This window comes from Flavonifractor sp. An112 (assembly GCF_904377885.1).
Taxonomy (GTDB): domain Bacteria; phylum Bacillota; class Clostridia; order Oscillospirales; family Oscillospiraceae; genus Flavonifractor; species Flavonifractor avicola.
In genome coordinates, this window is sequence record NZ_CAJFGT010000013.1 from 24,074 (window position 1) to 40,539 (window position 16,466).

At 63.2% G+C, this 16,466-nt stretch carries 20 protein-coding genes; 10 read left to right on the forward strand and 10 right to left on the reverse strand.

The features are described 5' to 3' along the window. Nucleotides 1-42 precede the first annotated feature (42 nt). The gene (locus IHN22_RS03310) at nt 43-804 is read right to left on the reverse strand and encodes an SDR family NAD(P)-dependent oxidoreductase (protein ID WP_191433435.1); all 762 of its coding nucleotides are present in this window, start codon (nt 802-804) and stop codon (nt 43-45) included. Between the two features lie 164 nt (nt 805-968). Further along, nucleotides 969-1,895, reverse strand: coding sequence for a LysR family transcriptional regulator (locus IHN22_RS03315; protein WP_191433437.1), 927 nt, complete (start codon nt 1,893-1,895; stop codon nt 969-971). Between the two features lie 146 nt (nt 1,896-2,041). Between IHN22_RS03315 and IHN22_RS03320 the strand changes: the two genes are divergently transcribed. After that, complete coding sequence (locus tag IHN22_RS03320) at nt 2,042-3,637, forward strand: MBL fold metallo-hydrolase RNA specificity domain-containing protein (protein WP_191433439.1); 1,596 nt, start codon at nt 2,042-2,044, stop codon at nt 3,635-3,637. Between the two features lie 41 nt (nt 3,638-3,678). Here IHN22_RS03320 and IHN22_RS03325 read toward each other — a convergent pair whose 3' ends face one another. After that, entirely contained in the window at nt 3,679-5,019 is a 1,341-nt protein-coding gene (locus IHN22_RS03325; protein ID WP_191433441.1) for an MATE family efflux transporter, read from the reverse strand. A 93-nt stretch (nt 5,020-5,112) separates the two neighbouring features. On the opposite strand from IHN22_RS03325, the gene IHN22_RS03330 reads away from it, so the two are divergent. After that, the gene (locus IHN22_RS03330) at nt 5,113-5,964 is read left to right on the forward strand and encodes a MerR family transcriptional regulator (RefSeq protein ID WP_191433443.1); all 852 of its coding nucleotides are present in this window, start codon (nt 5,113-5,115) and stop codon (nt 5,962-5,964) included. On the opposite strand, the gene IHN22_RS03335 is transcribed toward IHN22_RS03330, so the two are convergent. Then, nucleotides 5,949-6,416 carry a DUF3021 domain-containing protein gene (locus IHN22_RS03335; protein WP_191433445.1) on the reverse strand — a complete coding sequence of 156 codons (468 nt, stop codon included), beginning with the start codon at nt 6,414-6,416 and terminating at the stop codon, nt 5,949-5,951. The two genes, IHN22_RS03330 and IHN22_RS03335, sit on opposite strands and share 16 nt — an antisense overlap. 10 nt (nt 6,417-6,426) lie before the next feature. Then, nucleotides 6,427-6,867: a LytTR family DNA-binding domain-containing protein gene (locus IHN22_RS03340; RefSeq protein ID WP_087330097.1), complete on the reverse strand. Its 441-nt coding sequence runs from the start codon at nt 6,865-6,867 to the stop codon at nt 6,427-6,429. Between the two features lie 199 nt (nt 6,868-7,066). On the opposite strand from IHN22_RS03340, the gene lexA reads away from it, so the two are divergent. Genes lexA through IHN22_RS03365 form a run of 5 tightly spaced genes read left to right on the forward strand, consistent with a single transcriptional unit; the run spans nt 7,067 to nt 9,297 of the window. Next, on the forward strand, nt 7,067-7,666 hold the full coding sequence (gene lexA, locus IHN22_RS03345) for a transcriptional repressor LexA (protein ID WP_087330099.1): 600 nt from the start codon (nt 7,067-7,069) through the stop codon (nt 7,664-7,666). A gap of 1 nt (nt 7,667) precedes the next feature. Next, nucleotides 7,668-8,123: a methylated-DNA--[protein]-cysteine S-methyltransferase gene (locus IHN22_RS03350; RefSeq protein ID WP_191433447.1), complete on the forward strand. Its 456-nt coding sequence runs from the start codon at nt 7,668-7,670 to the stop codon at nt 8,121-8,123. After that, on the forward strand, nt 8,120-8,350 hold the full coding sequence (locus IHN22_RS03355; protein ID WP_191433448.1) for a permease of phosphate ABC transporter: 231 nt from the start codon (nt 8,120-8,122) through the stop codon (nt 8,348-8,350). Before IHN22_RS03350 ends, IHN22_RS03355 begins: the two co-directional genes overlap by 4 nt. Nucleotides 8,351-8,362: 12 nt before the next feature. Next, on the forward strand, nt 8,363-8,548 hold the full coding sequence (locus IHN22_RS03360; protein WP_087189135.1) for a DUF6440 family protein: 186 nt from the start codon (nt 8,363-8,365) through the stop codon (nt 8,546-8,548). Further along, nucleotides 8,545-9,297 carry an exodeoxyribonuclease III gene (locus IHN22_RS03365; protein ID WP_191433450.1) on the forward strand — a complete coding sequence of 251 codons (753 nt, stop codon included), beginning with the start codon at nt 8,545-8,547 and terminating at the stop codon, nt 9,295-9,297. Before IHN22_RS03360 ends, IHN22_RS03365 begins: the two co-directional genes overlap by 4 nt. A gap of 45 nt (nt 9,298-9,342) precedes the next feature. Here IHN22_RS03365 and IHN22_RS03370 read toward each other — a convergent pair whose 3' ends face one another. Genes IHN22_RS03370 through IHN22_RS03385 form a run of 4 tightly spaced genes read right to left on the reverse strand, consistent with a single transcriptional unit; the run spans nt 9,343 to nt 12,706 of the window. Then, entirely contained in the window at nt 9,343-10,791 is a 1,449-nt protein-coding gene (locus IHN22_RS03370; RefSeq protein WP_191433452.1) for a nicotinate phosphoribosyltransferase, read from the reverse strand. A gap of 6 nt (nt 10,792-10,797) precedes the next feature. Then, complete coding sequence (locus tag IHN22_RS03375) at nt 10,798-11,334, reverse strand: cysteine hydrolase family protein (protein ID WP_191433454.1); 537 nt, start codon at nt 11,332-11,334, stop codon at nt 10,798-10,800. A gap of 53 nt (nt 11,335-11,387) precedes the next feature. Further along, entirely contained in the window at nt 11,388-11,891 is a 504-nt protein-coding gene (locus IHN22_RS03380; RefSeq protein ID WP_191433455.1) for a GNAT family N-acetyltransferase, read from the reverse strand. Nucleotides 11,892-11,899: 8 nt separating this feature from the next. Further along, nucleotides 11,900-12,706, reverse strand: a complete 807-nt coding sequence (locus tag IHN22_RS03385; protein WP_191433457.1) for a TIGR04255 family protein — start codon at nt 12,704-12,706, stop codon at nt 11,900-11,902. Between the two features lie 132 nt (nt 12,707-12,838). Between IHN22_RS03385 and IHN22_RS03390 the strand changes: the two genes are divergently transcribed. From IHN22_RS03390 to IHN22_RS03400, 3 genes are read left to right on the forward strand one after another with little or no spacing between them, the layout of a single operon-like run. Next, nucleotides 12,839-13,717, forward strand: a complete 879-nt coding sequence (locus IHN22_RS03390) for an aldose 1-epimerase family protein (protein ID WP_191433459.1) — start codon at nt 12,839-12,841, stop codon at nt 13,715-13,717. A gap of 30 nt (nt 13,718-13,747) precedes the next feature. Then, the gene (locus tag IHN22_RS03395) at nt 13,748-14,743 is read left to right on the forward strand and encodes a YARHG domain-containing protein (protein ID WP_191433461.1); all 996 of its coding nucleotides are present in this window, start codon (nt 13,748-13,750) and stop codon (nt 14,741-14,743) included. After that, entirely contained in the window at nt 14,740-15,561 is an 822-nt protein-coding gene (locus IHN22_RS03400) for an N-acetylmuramoyl-L-alanine amidase family protein (protein ID WP_191433462.1), read from the forward strand. The genes IHN22_RS03395 and IHN22_RS03400 overlap by 4 nt, the downstream gene beginning before the upstream one ends. A 58-nt stretch (nt 15,562-15,619) precedes the next feature. Here the strand turns inward: IHN22_RS03400 and IHN22_RS03405 are convergent. Further along, nucleotides 15,620-16,466, reverse strand: an 847-nt coding sequence (locus IHN22_RS03405) for a proline--tRNA ligase (RefSeq protein WP_191433464.1), incomplete at its 5' end; no start/stop codon positions are given.

Consider the following 16,466-nt stretch of genomic DNA (forward strand, 5'->3'; position numbering starts at 1 on the left):
TGGTCTGCCGCCGGGGCCTTTTGTGTGATGAGAAGCTTGGGATTAGATGGTGGCGCCGTAGTCCACCACCAGGGTCTCGCCGTTGATGGCCTTGGACTCGTCGCTGGCGAAGAAGAGGATGGCGTTGGCCTGATCCTCGGGCTGGGTGCGGGGCAGGGAGCCGTCAAAGTGCTTGCCGCACAGGTGGCAGAACTCGTTGTCGAAGGTGGCCAGATTGGCGGGGTCAAAGATGTCGGTCTGGGTGGGGCCGGGGCAGACGGCGTTGACCCGGATGCCCTTGCCGGCGAACTGGATGGCCACGTTCTTGGTCATGCCGATGACGGCCATCTTGGCGGCGGTGTAGGACACACCGGCGTTGGAGCGGGTGGCGCCGATGGAGGAGATGTTGACAATGGAGCCGGAACCGGCGGGAGCCATATACCGCAGAGCCTCCCGCATCATGTAGTACACAGAGGTCTGATCCACGGCGATGACCTTGTTCCACAGCTCCTCGTCGCAGTTGGTGATGGACATATTCTTGTCGTCGATACCGGCGTTGTTCACCAGGATATCCACCCGGCCGAAGGTCTCTACGCAGGTATCCACCAGACGGCGGCAGTCAGCGGCCACGCTGACATCGGTGGACACGGAGATGGCCTTCACACCCAGAGAGGCGGCGTACTCCTCCACTTCCTTCAGCTTGTCCAGCCGGCGGGCAGCCAGCACCAGGTTGGCGCCCTCGCGGGCGAAGAGAGCTGCGGTGGCCTTGCCGATGCCGGCGTTGGCGCCGGTGATGATAGCGACTTTTCCTTCCAGACGTTTCATGTGGTTGTTCATCCTTTCTATGTTGTGGGCGGCCCTGCCGCCGTTAATCAGAACAGACCTGAGTCATACAAAATAGGTATAGAGAAAGTCCCCTCTGTTCCGCTGTGATACCTTTAGTATAGCGGAACAGAGGGGACTTTCAAAATGCCCCTTGCGGCGCAGCATTATGCTTTTGAAGTTATACCTGCGGCGGCCATCCGCACCTTCTCCTGCACCAGCAAGTCGATGGCAAACCGGATGAAGGCGTTGGCTGCGTCGGTGAGGGGATAACCCTTGTGGTAGGACACCCCCAGGCTGGCGGGAGGGACCCCCTCCTCCAGGGGAATGACCAGAATAGGGCTGTCGGGGAAGAGGGCCCGCAGCCGCAGCATCTGGGATACCGGCATCACGGCCACCCCGGCCTTTTGCTCCAGCAGGCGGTAGACCAGGCTGGTGCTCTCCACCTCGTAGGCCAGGGTGGGTTCAAAACCCCGGGCCCGGCAGATGGAGCGGAGGGTTTTGGCGTCCAGCCGGGAGGCGTCGCAGATCAGAGGCTGACCGGCCAGCGCCTTTAGCTCCACCACGGTTTCCTTTGCCAGGGGGTGGTCCCGGTGGACGAACAGGCCGTAGTCCATCTCCCCCAGCAGGCGGAAGGTGAGCAGATTGTGGTTGAGGGGGTAGGGGGTGACCGCCAGGGTGAGGGTGCGCTCCACCAGCTGCTGGGCCAGCCGGGAGGCGTCCCCCTGGTACTGGCGGATGCCGATCTCCGGGTGGGCCCGGGAGAAGGGCTGGAGGATGTCGGGGAGAAAGCCGTCGATGGAGCAGCCCAGAGAGAGGATATTCTGGTTGTTTTCATATAACCGCTGTACCGTCTGGATGCAGGCGTTCAGCTCCCCGAAGGCGTTCTCCACCCCGGAGAGAAAGATCCGGCCATATTCGTTGAGCACCACCTTGCCCTTCCGGTGCTCAAAGAGGGGGACCCCCAGCTCCCCCTCCAGCCGGGCAATGGAGCGGCTCAGGTTGGGCTGGGTGACAAACAGCTCCCGGGCCGCCTGGGAGATATTTCCCGTGCGGGCCACGGTGCGGAAGTAGTTGAGTTGGGAAAACTCCATTGACTCACGCCCTTTCCCCCGTATTATACCGGATTCCGGCAAAAAAGGAAAGAAATCATCCCGGGCCGACCCGGTCACTCCACTATTTACACCGGCGGGTTTTGGGAGTACAATAACCTTGTAGAAAATGCACAAGGAGGTGCCCCATGAAACTGACCTTTTTCGGCGCAGCCCGTGCCGTGACCGGCAGCTGCCACTGTGTGGAGTGCGGCGGGACGAAGATCCTGGTGGACTGCGGCCTGCAGCAGGGCAGGGACGAGCGGGACAACCAGGAGCTGGACTTCAACGCCGGGTACATCGACGCGGTGGTGGTCACCCACGCCCACATCGACCACTCCGGCCGCATCCCCCTGCTGGTGAAGCAGGGCTTTGAAGGCAACATCTACTGCACCCGTCTCACGGGGCAGCTGCTGAGCATTATGCTGCGGGACTCGGCCCACATCCAGGAGAGCGACGCCCAGTGGCAGAACCAGAAGGGCAAGCGCGCCGGGGCCGAGCCGGTGGAGCCCCTGTACACCGTGGCCGATGCCGAGGCCGCCATCAAGCACATCGTCACCTGTGAGTACGGCACCCGCCTCCAGATCGAGGACGGGGTGAAGGTGCGCTTTGTGGACGCGGGCCATCTGCTGGGCTCGGCCAGTGTGGAGATGTGGCTCACCGAGGGGGAGGAGACCCGGAAGGTGGTATTCTCCGGCGATATCGGCAACCGGGACCAGCCCATCATCCGGGACCCGGAGTATATCCGGGAGGCCGACTATGTTTTGACGGAAAGTACTTACGGCGACCGGCTCCACGACATGGACAAGAACCCGGATTACACCGGAGACCTGGCTGCCATCATCGACGAGACCCTGGGCAAGGGGGGCAACGTGATCATCCCCTCCTTCGCCGTGGGCCGTACCCAGGAGCTTTTATACTTCATGCGGGAGATGAAAGAGCAGGGACTGGTAAAAAGCGTGCCCGACTTCCAGGTGGTGGTAGACTCCCCCCTGGCGGGCGAGGCCACCCGCATCTTCTCCGGCGATCTCCACGGCTATCTGGACGAAGAGGCCATCGCCGCCCTGAAGGGGGGCGCCTTGTTCCAGTTCCCCGGCCTCACCATCACCGAATCCAGCGAGGAGTCCCGGGCCCTTAATGAGGACAAGACCCCCCGGGTCATCATCTCCGCTTCCGGTATGTGCGATGCCGGCCGTATCCGCCACCATCTGAAACATAACCTGTGGCGGCCGGAGTGTACCGTTGTCTTTGTGGGTTTCCAGGCCGAGGGCAGCCTGGGCCGGCGGCTCATCAACGGGGTTACGTCGGTGAAGCTCTTCGGTGAGGAGATCGCCGTCCGAGCCAAGATCGTCAACTTCCACGGCCTGTCCTCCCACGCCGACAGGGACGGCCTGCTGCGGTGGATCGAGAGCTACAATCCCAAGCCCCGGCAGGTCTTTGTGGTCCACGGCGACGCGGAGGTCACCGAGATCTACGCCAACACCCTGCGGCAGATGGGGCTGGCTGCTCACGCCCCCAACTATGAGGAGGTCTACGACCTGCTGGCCAACAAGATGCTCGCCCCCGGCCTGCCGCCGGAGCAGAAGCCCGCAGCCGCCCCCGGCGCCTCCCCCGCCTACCAGCGGCTGGAGGAGGTGGGCCGCAAGCTGATGGAGGTCATCTCCCACAACAAGGGCGGCACCAACAAGGACCTGGGCAAGTTTGCCGATCAGCTGCGGGCCCTCATCGAGAAGTGGGACCGCTAAACGACAGAAACAAAGGCCGCCCGATTGGGCGGCCTTTGTTGTCAGGCTGGGATGGCCCCGTAGCCGAATTTGGTCCGGTAGTGCCACAGAAAACCGATGGACAGCAGGCAGGAGACAGCCTCTGCCACCGGCACCGCGATCCATACGCCGGTGACTCCCAGCACCCGGGGCAGCAGGAGCAGCCCGGCCATGAGGAAGCCGAAGGTGCGGGCGAAGGAGATAATGGCGGAGGTCCGCCCGTCGGACAGAGCGGTGAAGAGGGCGGAGGCAAAGATGTTTACCCCGGCGAAGAGGAAGGAGGGAGCAAAGAGGTGGAAGCCCTCCAGGGCCAGGGCATTGACCTGGGTACCGGCAGGGGAGAACACCCCCACGATGACCGGGGCCAGCAGCAGGGCGGCGGCCAGGATGCCCACGGCGGTGCACAGGATGAACCGGGAACAGTGGCGGAAGGTGGAGCGCAGCCGGTCATACCGCTCCGCACCCTGGTTGAAGCTGAACACCGGGGCTACGCCCATGGAGAAGCCCAGGAACAGGGCCACCAGCAGGAACTGGGCGTAGAGCACGATGGTGATGGCGGATACGCCGGGCTCTCCCAGCAGTTCCATCATGATGGCGTTGAAGAAAAAGGTGGTGACGGCGGTGGACAGGTTGGTCACCATCTCAGAAGAGCCGTTAAAGCAGGCCTTGCCCAGCAGCCGCCAGTTGGGCCGGGGGCGGGAGAAGCGCAGCCCCTCCTTCCGGGTGAGGAAGAAGAGCACGCCGCACACCGCCGGAATGCAGTAGCCGGTGACGGTGGCCACGGCGGCCCCGGCGATGCCCATGCCCAGAGGCCCCATGTACAGCCAGTCCAGCACGCCGTTGGTGACGCCGGCGGCGATGGTGAGCCACAGCCCCAGGCCGGGCTTGCCCGCCGCCACAAAAAAGCTCTCAAAGAGCAGTTGGAGCATGGCCATGGGGGCAAACATCAGCAGAATCCGCAGATAGCAGGCGGCGTCCGCCAGCAGCAGATCGCTGGCCCCCAGCAGCCGGGCCAGAGGCTCCGCCCCAAAAACGGCCAGCAGGGCGAATATCACTCCGGCGCATACCGCCGCCAGGGTCAGAAAACCAAAGGTGCGGCGGGCGCCTTCCAGGTCCCCCGCGCCCATCCGGTGGGATACCACGGCGCTGCCGCCGGTACCCAGCATAATACCCACCGCCAGCACAATGCTGACAGCGGGATAGGCGATGTTGATGGCGGCCAGGGCGTTCTCTCCCACCAGCCGGGAGGTGAGCACCCCGTCCACAATGGTGTACAGGGAGGTCACCAGCATCATGATGGTGGTGGGCAGGGCAAAGCGGAGCAGTCCGCCCAGGGTAAAGTCCTGATCCAACCGGTTTTTCATAGCCTGTGCCTCCTTTTTTCTAAAGCATTTACAAACAGCATTGAACATGATAAGCTATCGGGTAACCCGATAGTCAAGAGGGAGGTTTGCGCCATGGATCAAACAGAGATGCGCTTTACCACCGGGGAATTTGCGGCCCTGTGCGGCGTCACCAAGCACACCCTGTTTCACTACGATGAGACCGGCATCTTCTCTCCCGCCATCCGGGGGGAGAACGGTTACCGCTACTATGCTCCCGCGCAGATCGAGGTGTTCCAGGTCATTTCCAGCCTCAAGGAACTGGGGATGCCCCTGTCCGACATCAAGGCCTACCTGGACCGGCGCAGCCCGGAGACCCTGCTGGAGCTGCTGAAGGAGGAGGAGGCCGCCCTGACGGAGAAGCTGTCCCGGCTGCGGCGGCTGCGGACCCTGATCCGGCGGAAAGCAGAGCTGACCCGGCAGGCTCTGGCCGTCCAGCCCGGCGAGGTAAGGTTGGAGGAGTGGCCCCAGCGGTGGTATGTGGCCACCGCCGCCCCCGGCATTACCGACGCGGGCAAATATGCCCGTATTCTGGCCCGCCACCTGGAATACTGCGAGGCCCATCAGGTGGCCAGCCCCTACGCCCTGGGGGCCATCCTGCCGGTGGAGGCTACCCGGCGGGGAGACTGGGAGGGTTATACCTACTGCTATACCCAGGTGGACAGACCAATCCGGGGGGTGCAGATGCTCACCGCCCCGGCGGGACGCTATTTGACCTACTTCCACGCCGGCAGCTTCGACACCGTGCGGGAGGGCTACCAGCGGCTGCTGGACTGGGCCCAGACCTGCGGAATGACCCTGGGAGAGCTGTTCTGGGAGGATGTGCTGCTGGACGAGCTGGCGGGCAAGGGCTACGACCAGTACCTGCTGCGGCTGTCGGTGTTTGTTGAGCAGACCGGGGGAGGAAGGGCTCAGGAACCGCTCTGATCTCCGTGCCCCAGGGCGGCGTTCAGCTTTTTGACGCTGCGCAGGGCCAGAAGGTACCGAATGATCCAGATCAGGAAAAAAATCACCGTAAAAATGACCAGATAGGCCAGTATGCCCGCCGCACTGCGCTCCATCCAGTGACAGACGTAAGCGGTGGGGATCAGCAGGGCGGCCCCCAGCAGGAAATAGACGGCAGTCTGCCGGGCCAGACTCCACCGCTCCAGCTCCCACAGCACGGAGCCGGCGGCAAAACCGAAGCCCACCAGACCGCACAGGGCGGTCTGGAGCAGGACCGCCTGGGCCTCACTCCCCACCTGGGCCGCGAAGGCGGGCATACAGGGATAAAAGGCGCCGGTTCCCCAAAACAGGGAGGAAAAAACGGTGATGAGATGCCCGATGGCGATCCCCAGAGGAATGCCCAGCAACCCCCGCAAAAGCAACTCTTTTTTCATACGGTTCACCTCACAGACCAAGTTGTTTTTTCAGCTTTGATACATATCGCCGGGAGACATAGGTGACCGTGCCGTCGGACAGCTTTACCCGGATGGTGCCGGTCAGGCTCAGATCAAAGCTCTGCACTTTTTTCAGATGGATGAGTTCCGAGTTGGAAATGCGTACAAAGAGATGGGGGTCCAGCCGCGCCTCCGCCTCGTACAGCCGCAGACGGAGGGTGTATTCCCCCCGCTCGGTGGCGGCCAGCACCTTCCCGGCGCTGGCGTACACCCGGATCAGCTCCGCCGGGTCCAGGAGCCGGACGGTCCCGCCCTGATAACCGGTGATCGGAGGGGCGTCGGCGTGGGAGAGGAACTCCACCGCCTGCCGAACCTCGTCGGTGAGAGCGGCGGTGAGGATTACCGCCTTGGGCCGGGTATAGGTCTCGTCGATGTTCACTTCCACTTGCATATCGGTCACCTCTTCCTGTGGTGATGCCATTATAAAGAGCGGACAGGCAGTACGCAACGTATTTTTTACAGATGGTCGCTGTGGCTCCACAGGTGGCTGCCTGCGCGGAAAAAATGGGGGATTTTAGAACAAATGTTTGCAATGCTGGAGGAAGTATGGTATACTGAAACCGGACGAACTTGACAAAGGAGGGTCTGCCATGAAGGCGCTTTCACCCAAACAGCAGCAGATCTACGATTATATCATTTCTTTCTCGGCGGAACACGGCTATCCCCCCTCCGTCCGGGAGATCGGGGCCTATGTGGGGCTGAAATCCCCCTCCACCGTCCACTTCCACCTGAAGGGGCTGGAGTCGGCGGGCCTCATCACCAAGGCGGAGGGTAAGACCCGCTCCATCACCGTGGCCCAGCCGGAGACTCCGGCAGTCCCGGAGGACAAGGTGCCGGTGGTGGGCAGCGTGGCCGCCGGGTCGCCCATCCTGGCCCAGGAGTGCATCGAGGACTATCTGACTTTTGACACCGGCGGGCGGCCCGGGGAGTATTTTGCCCTGAAGGTGCGGGGGGAGTCCATGAAGTATGCCGGTATCCTGCCCGGGGACCTGGTGATTGTCCACCAGCAGGCCGATGCCCACAGCGGGGAGATCGTGGTGGCCCTCTTTGAGGACGAGGCTACGGTGAAGACCCTCCGCCGGAAGGACGGCCATGTGTGGCTCATGCCCGAGAACCCGGACTACGAGCCCATCGACGGCGAAGGATGCGCCATCCTGGGCAAGGTTACCGCCGTGGTGCGGCGGTACTGAGATGAACCGGGTGGTCTTTGATACCCCCGTGGGACCTATGGCGCTGGAGGAGGAGGGGGGCGGGCTTACCGCCCTGTATTTGCCCAATTCCCCCATGTCTCCGGTGGGGGAGGAGACGCCCCTGCTCGCCCGAGGCAAGGAGGAGCTGCTGGCCTATCTGGCGGGGGAACGGCGGGACTTTGACCTGCCCCTTGCCCCACAGGGTACCCCTTTTCAGCGCAAGGTGTGGTCCGCCCTGGCGGACATCCCCTACGGGCAGACCATCACCTATGGGGAGCTGGCCCGCCGGGTGGGCTGTCCTAAGGGGAGCCGGGCGGTGGGCCAGGCCAACCACCGCAATCCCCTGCCCATCCTTTTGCCCTGCCACCGGGTGGTGGGGGCCAACGGGACCCTTACCGGCTACGGGGGTGGGCTGGAATTGAAGGAATGGCTGCTGCGGCTGGAGGGAATCTTATGAAAAAACTGTTTTCTGCCGCCGATGCTTATATCGCCAAAATGAACTGGAAGGACCTGGCCCTGGTGAAGCTGTACCTGTGCGCCGCCGGGGTCATGCTGGGCCTGGCCGCTCCCAAAAAGCTGCGGAAATGGGCGGCTCTTGGGGCGGTGGTGGTCTTTGTGGCCACCTATCTGCCCATTATGCTGAAATTCCTCCCCCATCTGGAGGGTGAGATGCGAAAGGAATAAAGGAGCGTGTCTATGGGAAAGGATAAGCGCTTTCAGGTGATCTACACCCAGGGTGTGGCCGATGCCACCCGGGTTCTGCTGGATACCAAGACCGGTATGCTCTACCTGGAGATGCACGACGGATATGCCGGCGGTATCACCCCGCTGCTGGACAGCGACGGAAAACCCATGAAATGGAAGGCGGAGGACTGGGAATGAAGCTGATCACCTGGAACGTCAACGGCCTGCGGGCCTGCCTGGGCAAGGGCTTTCTGGACTTCTTCAAGGAGATGGACGCTGACGCCGTCTGCCTCCAGGAGACCAAGCTCCAGCCCCACCAGATCGAGCTGGACCTGCCGGGCTACCACATCTACTGGAACAGCGCCGAGAAGAAAGGCTACTCCGGCACCGCCCTCATCACCAAAACCGAGCCTCTGGCCGTGACCTACGGCCTGGGTATCCCGGAGCACGACACCGAGGGCCGGGTGATCACGGCGGAGTATGAGGACTTCTATCTGGTGTGCTGTTACACCCCCAACGCCAAGGAGGGGCTGGCCCGCATCGACTACCGGATGCAGTGGGAGGACGATTTCCGGGCCTACCTGATGACCCTGGACCAGAAGAAGCCGGTGGTGTTGTGCGGCGATTTGAACGTGGCCCATGAGGAGATTGACCTGAAAAACCCCAAGACCAACCGGGGCAACGCAGGCTTCTCCGACCAGGAGCGGGGCAAGATGACTACCCTGCTGCAGAGCGGTTTTGCCGACAGCTTCCGTGCCCTCTACCCGGACAAGACCGGGGCCTATACCTGGTGGAGCTACCGCTTCAACGCCCGGAAGAACAACGCCGGGTGGCGCATCGACTACTTCATCGTGTCGGAGCGTCTGCTGCCCCGGGTGAAGGACCAGATCATCCATGCCGACGTCACCGGCAGCGACCACTGCCCGGTGGAGCTGGATCTGGAATAAGACAAAAAACAGGACTGCCGCACAGTTTGCGGCAGTCCTGTTTATTTATTTCCCTTCCCGGGTCAGCAGGCTCTGCTTCAGATCCCATAGCTTCTGGGACAGGTCCACATAGTAGTTGTGGGGGTTCTCAAACCGCTTTACCTCGTCCCACAGCAGATCGATCTGCCCGGCGCACCAGGCCCGCATCTCGGCGATGGGCGGGGAGTCGTACACCCGCTTGCCGCCCTGGAACACCGGCACCAGCAGCTCCCTGGCGGTAAAGTTGGTGAACACGCTGCGCTTCCAGGTGGCGTCCGGGTCGAAGAGCTCCAGAGGCTTGCTCTCGTCCACCGTCTCGTCCCACAGTGTGATAAGATCGGCAAAGGCCTTCCCCGTCTCGTTGTCGAAGAGGCGGTACACCTTCTTGAAGCCGGGGTTGGTGATCTTGTCCGGGTTGGCGCTGATCTTGATCTTGGGGATGATATTTCCCTCTTTGTCCTCCACCGCCGACAGCTTGTACACCCCGCCGAACACCGGCTCGCTCTTGGAGGTGATGAGCCGCTCGCCCACGCCGAAGGAGTCGATTTTGGCCCCCTGGAGCAGCAGGTCCCGGATGATATACTCGTCCAGGGAGTTGGAGGCCACGATCTTGCACTCGGTGAGTCCCGCCGCGTCCAGCATCTTCCGGGCCTTCCGGGACAGGTAGGTTAGATCGCCGGAATCCAGCCGGATGGCGCAGTTGGTGATGCCCTGGGGCAGCAGCACCTCCTTGAAGGCGCGGATGGCGTTGGGCACGCCGGATTTCAGCACGTTGTAGGTGTCCACCAGCAGCACCGCCGAGTGGGGATAGAGCTGGCAGTAGGTCTTGAAGGCGGTGTACTCGTCGGGGAACATCTGGACCCAGGAGTGGGCCATGGTGCCGCCGGCGGGGGAGCCGTACACCTCGTCAGCCAGGGTGCAGGCGGTGCCGGCACAGCCGGCGATGTAGGAGGCCCGGGCGCCCAGAATGGCGGCGTCGGGACCCTGGGCCCGGCGGGAACCGAACTCGCTCACCGGCCGCCCGTCGGCCGCCCGCACGATGCGGTTGGTCTTGGTGGCGATGAGAGACTGGTGGTTCAGAGTCAGCAGCAGGAAGGTCTCAATAAACTGGGCCTCAATGGCGGGGGCCCGGACGGTGAGGATGGGCTCACGGGGGAAGATGGGGGTGCCCTCGGGCACGGCCCAGATGTCGCCGGTAAACTTGAAGTTTTTCAGGTACTCCAAAAAGCCCTCGCAGAAGCAGCCCTTGCCCCGCAGATAGGCGATGTCCTCCTCATCGAAGTGGAGCCGCTCCACATAGTCGATGACCTGCTCCAGACCGGCGGCAATGGCGAAGCCGCCGCCGTCAGGCACGTTGCGGAAGAAGATGTCGAAATAGCAGATCTGCTGGGCGTAGCCCTCGGTCTGGAAATAGCCGTTGCCCATGGTGAGCTCATAAAAGTCGCACAGTAAGGTATAATTCATGTGTTGCTTCATGGTTGTTCAAACCTCCCGGTTGGTGACCGTGATCTGGAGGGCCTCCATCAGGTCCAGTACATTCTTGTGGAGCGTGGGGTCCGGCCCGGCGGTACAGGCGGCGTCCACCACCAGCTCCGCCTCGGGCAGGGCTGCCTTGGCCATGATGGCGTTGGACAGCACGCACAGATAGGACACCAGCCCCACCAATTCAATGCGGTCATACCGCTGTCCCTTCAGCCAGTTGCCCAGCCACAGGGAGGGGAAGGCGGGCTTGCACACCACCATGTCCCGGCTCTTGTCCAGAGCCTGTCCGGTCTTGCCGTAGAGCTGCCAGCCCTGGGAATTCATCAGACAGTGGGGCACCGGCAGCTTCCGCCCCTCCTGGGTGTCCAGGTAGTTTTCCTGGTGGGTATCCAGGGTGAAGGCCACGTCGTCCCCGGCGGCACGATAGGCGGCGATCTTCTCCGCAATGGGACCGTCCAGCTGTTCCGCCCCGGCAAAGCCCAGGGCGCCGTCCACAAAGTCCTTCTGGTAGTCCACCACCAGCAGCAGTCGTTTCATGCCGCTCCCTCCTTTAGGTGTCAAGACACCTGTCTATTATAGGCGCGCGTCCCTTAAATTGCAAGGGACTTTTCAAAGCAGGGGTAGGTGAGGGGCCGGCCGTGAAGGTGGATCTCCCCCACCTTGGAAAAGCCCATCTTGCGGATCAGAGCCTGCATCCGGTCGTTGAGGGAATAGGTGTCGATACGCATGGCGGCAATGCCCCGGCGGCGGGCTTCCTCCTCGGCAAAGGCGAAGAGGGCGGAGCCCACCCCATGGCGCTGGAAGGTAGGATCAATGGCCATGCGGTGGATCACCATGGCGGGGCGGCTGGTGGTCCAGGGCAGGGGATCGTACTCGGGAGATTCGCTGGTGTTGATGCAGGCCACACCGGCCAGCTTGCCGTCGATGACAGCGGCGTACAGCTCGCCCCGGTCGATGTCCCCGGCGTAGAAGTCCCGGGTGGGGTAGTCCTCCCCCCACTGGGGGTTGCCCAGCTGGTTCATGTGGACCACTGCCCGGCGCACCATGGCCCAGATCTCCTCCAGTTCCTCCCGATGGGCGGGACGGATGGTCATCTCCCCGGTCATTCGGCCACGGGGGTGGGGCCCATGGCCTCGTGGAGGGTGTTGGTTACCGCGCCCCGGAAGAGGCAGACGGCGAAGCGGTGCATTTTCTCCAGCTTCTCGGGCACGGCGTCGGCATTGATCTGACCGGCGGCGGAGAAATCCCCGTCCAGAATGAACCGGGTCTCCTTGGGCTGGTTGGCGTTCTGGGGATTGTTGGCGCCCACCAGGCCGGGACCGGCATGGAGCTTCATGCGGTAGCCGCCCACCAGGGGGGTCTCCACATCCAGGGCGCACTTGACGATCTCGCTCTCCTCCACGTCGGGCTCGCCCAGGATGCCCAGATACTGGCTCTGGATCAGATCGTCCCACAGCTGGTCCTCCAGGCCCAGGGCCTTCCGGGACACGGCGTTGACGTACCGCAGGCCGATGCGCTCAAAGTAGGCGGGCTGATAGATCTGGATGAACTGGGCCAGAGCCTGGTCCAGACGGATGGCAAAGTCCTCCCACCGCTGATAGGACAGGGTGGACAGGGCGATAAAGTTCTGGGTCAGGTTGATCTTCCAGCGGCCGTCCTCCGAGATGAAGTGGTAGTTGGTGATGGGCTTCTGGGGCTCCAGGGCGGTGGCGTTGCCCTTCTTTACCACCTTGGGGGGCAGCTGCTCCTGCCGGGTCATATACTTGGGGAAGTCCTTCCGGATGGCCTCCTGGAAGGCGGCGGGCTCATTGGCGCCAATGGACAGAATGGTGGGGAAGCGAAGCTGACAGATGACCTCCACCAGGGGGGAACGGACATAATGGAACCGCTCATATGGGGCAAACAGCATAGTGGCTGCTCCTTCCTATTATAAAGTCTCTCCTATTTTATCCCCGAACCGGCCATATGTCAAACATCGCGGCCTTGCATTGGAGGAAAAGGGCCGGTATAATGCAGGTAGCAACACAAGGAGGCGTATGTGATGGAACTGGAACTGAAACGGGGCGGGCGGACCGCAAAGGTGGCCACCCACGGCGGCGAGCTGGTGTCCTATCGGGACGAAAACGGCCTGGAATATATCTGGACGGGAGATCCGGCCTACTGGCCGGGGCGCAATCCCCTGCTGTTCCCCATTGTGGGCGGCCTGAAGGACGGCAAGGTCCGCATTGAGGGCAAGGAGGTCTCCATGAACCGCCACGGCTTTGCCCGCACCAGCGAGTTTGCGGTGGCCGGGCAGGGGGAGGACTGGGCGGAGCTGGAGCTGCGGGAGAGCGGCGACACTCTGGCGGTCTATCCCTATCCCTTCCGGCTGGTGGTGCGCCAGCAGCTCACCGACACCGGCTTTACCACCTCTGTGACGGTGACCAACACCGGGGAAAAGCCCATGCCCTTTTGCCTGGGGGCCCACACCGGCTTCCGCTGCCCCCTGGAGGAGGGGGAGGCCTTTACCGACTACGAGGTGCGCTTTGCGCAGAAAGAGACCTGTCCCACCCTGGTGCCCGACGCCAACGGGGTGGACCTGAACCGCACCCGGCCCTGTCTGGAGGACACCGACGTGCTCCCCCTGGACTACAAATACTTTGACGAGATGGATACCCTGATTTTCCGGGGCCTCAAGTCCCGGCAGGTGGAGCTGCACAGCAAAAAGTCCGGCAAGGGCGTGCGGGTGCGCTTCCACGACTTCCCGCTGCTGGCTCTGTGGTCCATGCCGGGCAAGGCGGCGCCCTATGTGTGCATCGAGCCCTGGCACGGAATGTCCGCCGAGGCGGGAGAGGGCCCGGAGCTGGGTGACAAGGCATTCTGCATCACCCTGGCCCCCGGCGAGAGCCGTACCCTGGGCTATCAGGTGGATACCCTGTGAGCCGGCCTGAGAGGAAGGAGGTTCTGCGCCATGTTTTGTAAATACTGCGGGGCGGAGCTGGCGGATACCGCCGCCTTCTGCAACAAATGCGGCAAGCCCACCACCAAGCCCGAGAACCGTCCGCCCCAGCCTGCTCAGCCCGCCCCACAGGCTCCCGTGGAGCCTCCCAGGTACGAGCCGCCCAAGGGGCCGCCCCGGCAGCCCTCTGTAGAGATGGCCGGGCCGGAGCAGGAGCCGCCCCGCCGGAAGGGGGGCTACATTGCCCTGGCGGTGATTCTGTGTGTGCTGGTGATCGGCGCGATTGTGGTCCTGGTGATGGCTATGGGCATTCTGAAGCCCACTTCTTCCGATGCTGAGGTCAGCCCCAGCCCCTCCGACGTCATGGAGACGCAGCCCATTGAGAGTGAGCCGCCGGAGGAGGACGACAAGCCCACCCAGACCCCCGATCAGGAGCAGAGCAGCTATCCCATTCAGCTGGACATGGACGAGCTGCTCTCTGCCCGGATCAATGGCGCCACCTTCCGGGAAGCCTGGGATCAGGGTTGGCTGGATGAGTGGATGAACCTCTATGTCAACGGCAGCTCCGACGGATCTTCCCCCTATGAGGCCTACTGGTACGACGACGGCCTGCGGGAGTGGACCTACTACGGCATTACCTACAGCCAGGCCGCATCGGCGGGCTGGGGCGACATCTGGCTGGAGCTGCTGGGCAGCCGGGACGACGACGATCCGGACACCATGGACGGCGACTATCTGCTGCCCACCGACAGCCAGTACATCGATAAGAGCGATCTGGCCCCCTTCACCAAGGAGGAGGTAAGCCTGATCCGCAACGAGATCTATGCCCGGTATGGCTATCAGTTCTCCAGCCAGGAGATCCAGGACTATTTTGACCGCCAGAACTGGTACACCCCGGTGGAGGGGCTCAACGCCTCCACCTTTGACACCAGCGTGTTCAATGCCTACGAGCAGGCCAACCTGGAGACCATCCTGGCCTACGAGCGGGAGATGGGGTGGCGGCAGTGAGACGACTGTGCTGCCTGGCGCTGCTGGCGGCGCTGCTGTGTACCGGCTGCGCCGGACAGGGCGGGGAACAGGCCGCCGCCACGCCCACCCCGGTGGTGACGCCCTCCGCTGAGCCTATGCCTACCCCCACCCCTGAGCCTACGCCCACGCCGGAGCCCACTCCCACCCCGCTGCCCCTGGAGGGGGCGGTGATCTGCGTGGACCCGGGCCACTGCGTCACCCCGCTGACCGGCACCGGCCAGCGGGAGCTGGTCTCTCCCCTGTCCGATGAGACCAAGTACCTCTTCGGCGGCGGCACCGCCGGAGCCAATCAGACCGAGGAGCAGCTCAACCTGGCGGTGGGGCTCCAGCTCCGGGACGCCCTGGAGGCCCTGGGAGCCCAGGTAGTGATGACCCGGGAGGTGTCTGAGATCACCCTGGGCGGCATCGACCGGTGCAAGATTGCCCAGGAGGCGGGGGCCGACGTACACATCAGCATCCACGCCAACGGCTGGACCGACCCGGACTATAACGGAGCCATGGTGCTGGTGCCCTACGGGGACCTGCTGGGCACCCCCTCCATCGTGGAGGAGAGCGCCCGGCTGGGAGAGCTGATGATCGAGGCGGTGTGCGAGCATACGGGAGCCAAGAACCTGGGCACCGTCCTGCGTTCCGACCTGACCGCCTTCAACTTCTCCACCATCCCCTGCGTGTTCATTGAGATGGGCTTTATGACCAATCCCCGGGAGGACGCCCTTATGGAGACCCCGGAGTATCAAGCCAAGATCGTGGACGGCATGGTGGAATCCCTGCTGGCCTGGTACGGCGTGGAGGAATAAAACAAAAAGGACCCGGAGCCATGCTCCGGGTCCTTTTTTGTCGTATGGGTTTGGGTGATTAGTAAGCCACGCCCCAGTACACCATGTGCTTGGCGGGCTTGCCGCAGACGGGGCACACGTCGCCCAGGTGCTCCTGCTCCAGGGGGATGCAGCGGGAGGACACACCGGCGATCTCCTTCATCTTGAGCTCGCAGGCCTCGTCGCCGCACCACATGGTCTTGGCAAAGCCGCCCTGGGTGGACATCTTCTCCTTGACCTCCTCCACGGTGGAGCAGGCATAGGTGTTCTCGTCCAGGTTCTTCTTGGCCTTGTCGTACAGGCCCTGCTGCACCGCGTCCAGCATGGTCTTGACGGCCTCCTCGATGTTGTCCAGGGAGACAAAGCTCTTCTCGCCGTTGTCCCGGCGGACCAGCACGCACTGGTTCTTCTCCATGTCCTTGGGGCCCATCTCCAGACGCAGGGGCACGCCCTTCATCTCGTACTCGGCGAACTTCCAGCCGGCGGACTGCTTGGAGGCGTCCATCTTCACCCGGATGCCGGCGGCCTTCAGGCGGTTCATGACGGCCTCGTTGGCCTCGATGACGCCCTCCTTGTGCTGGGCCACGGGGATGATGATGACCTGGGTGGGGGCGATGCGGGGGGGCAGCACCAGACCGTTGTTGTCGCCGTGGGTCATGATGACGCCGCCGATGAGGCGGGTGGACACGCCCCAGGAGGTCTGGAAGGGGTGGTGGGGCTTGTTGTCCTCACCGGTAAAGGTGATGTCGAAGGCGGTGGCGAAGCCGTCGCCGAAGTAGTGGGAGGTACCGGCCTGGAGGGCCTTCTTGTCGTGCATCATGCACTCCACGGTGTAGGTGGCCTCGGCGCCGGAGAACTTCTCCTTGTCGGTCTTGCGGCCCTTCACC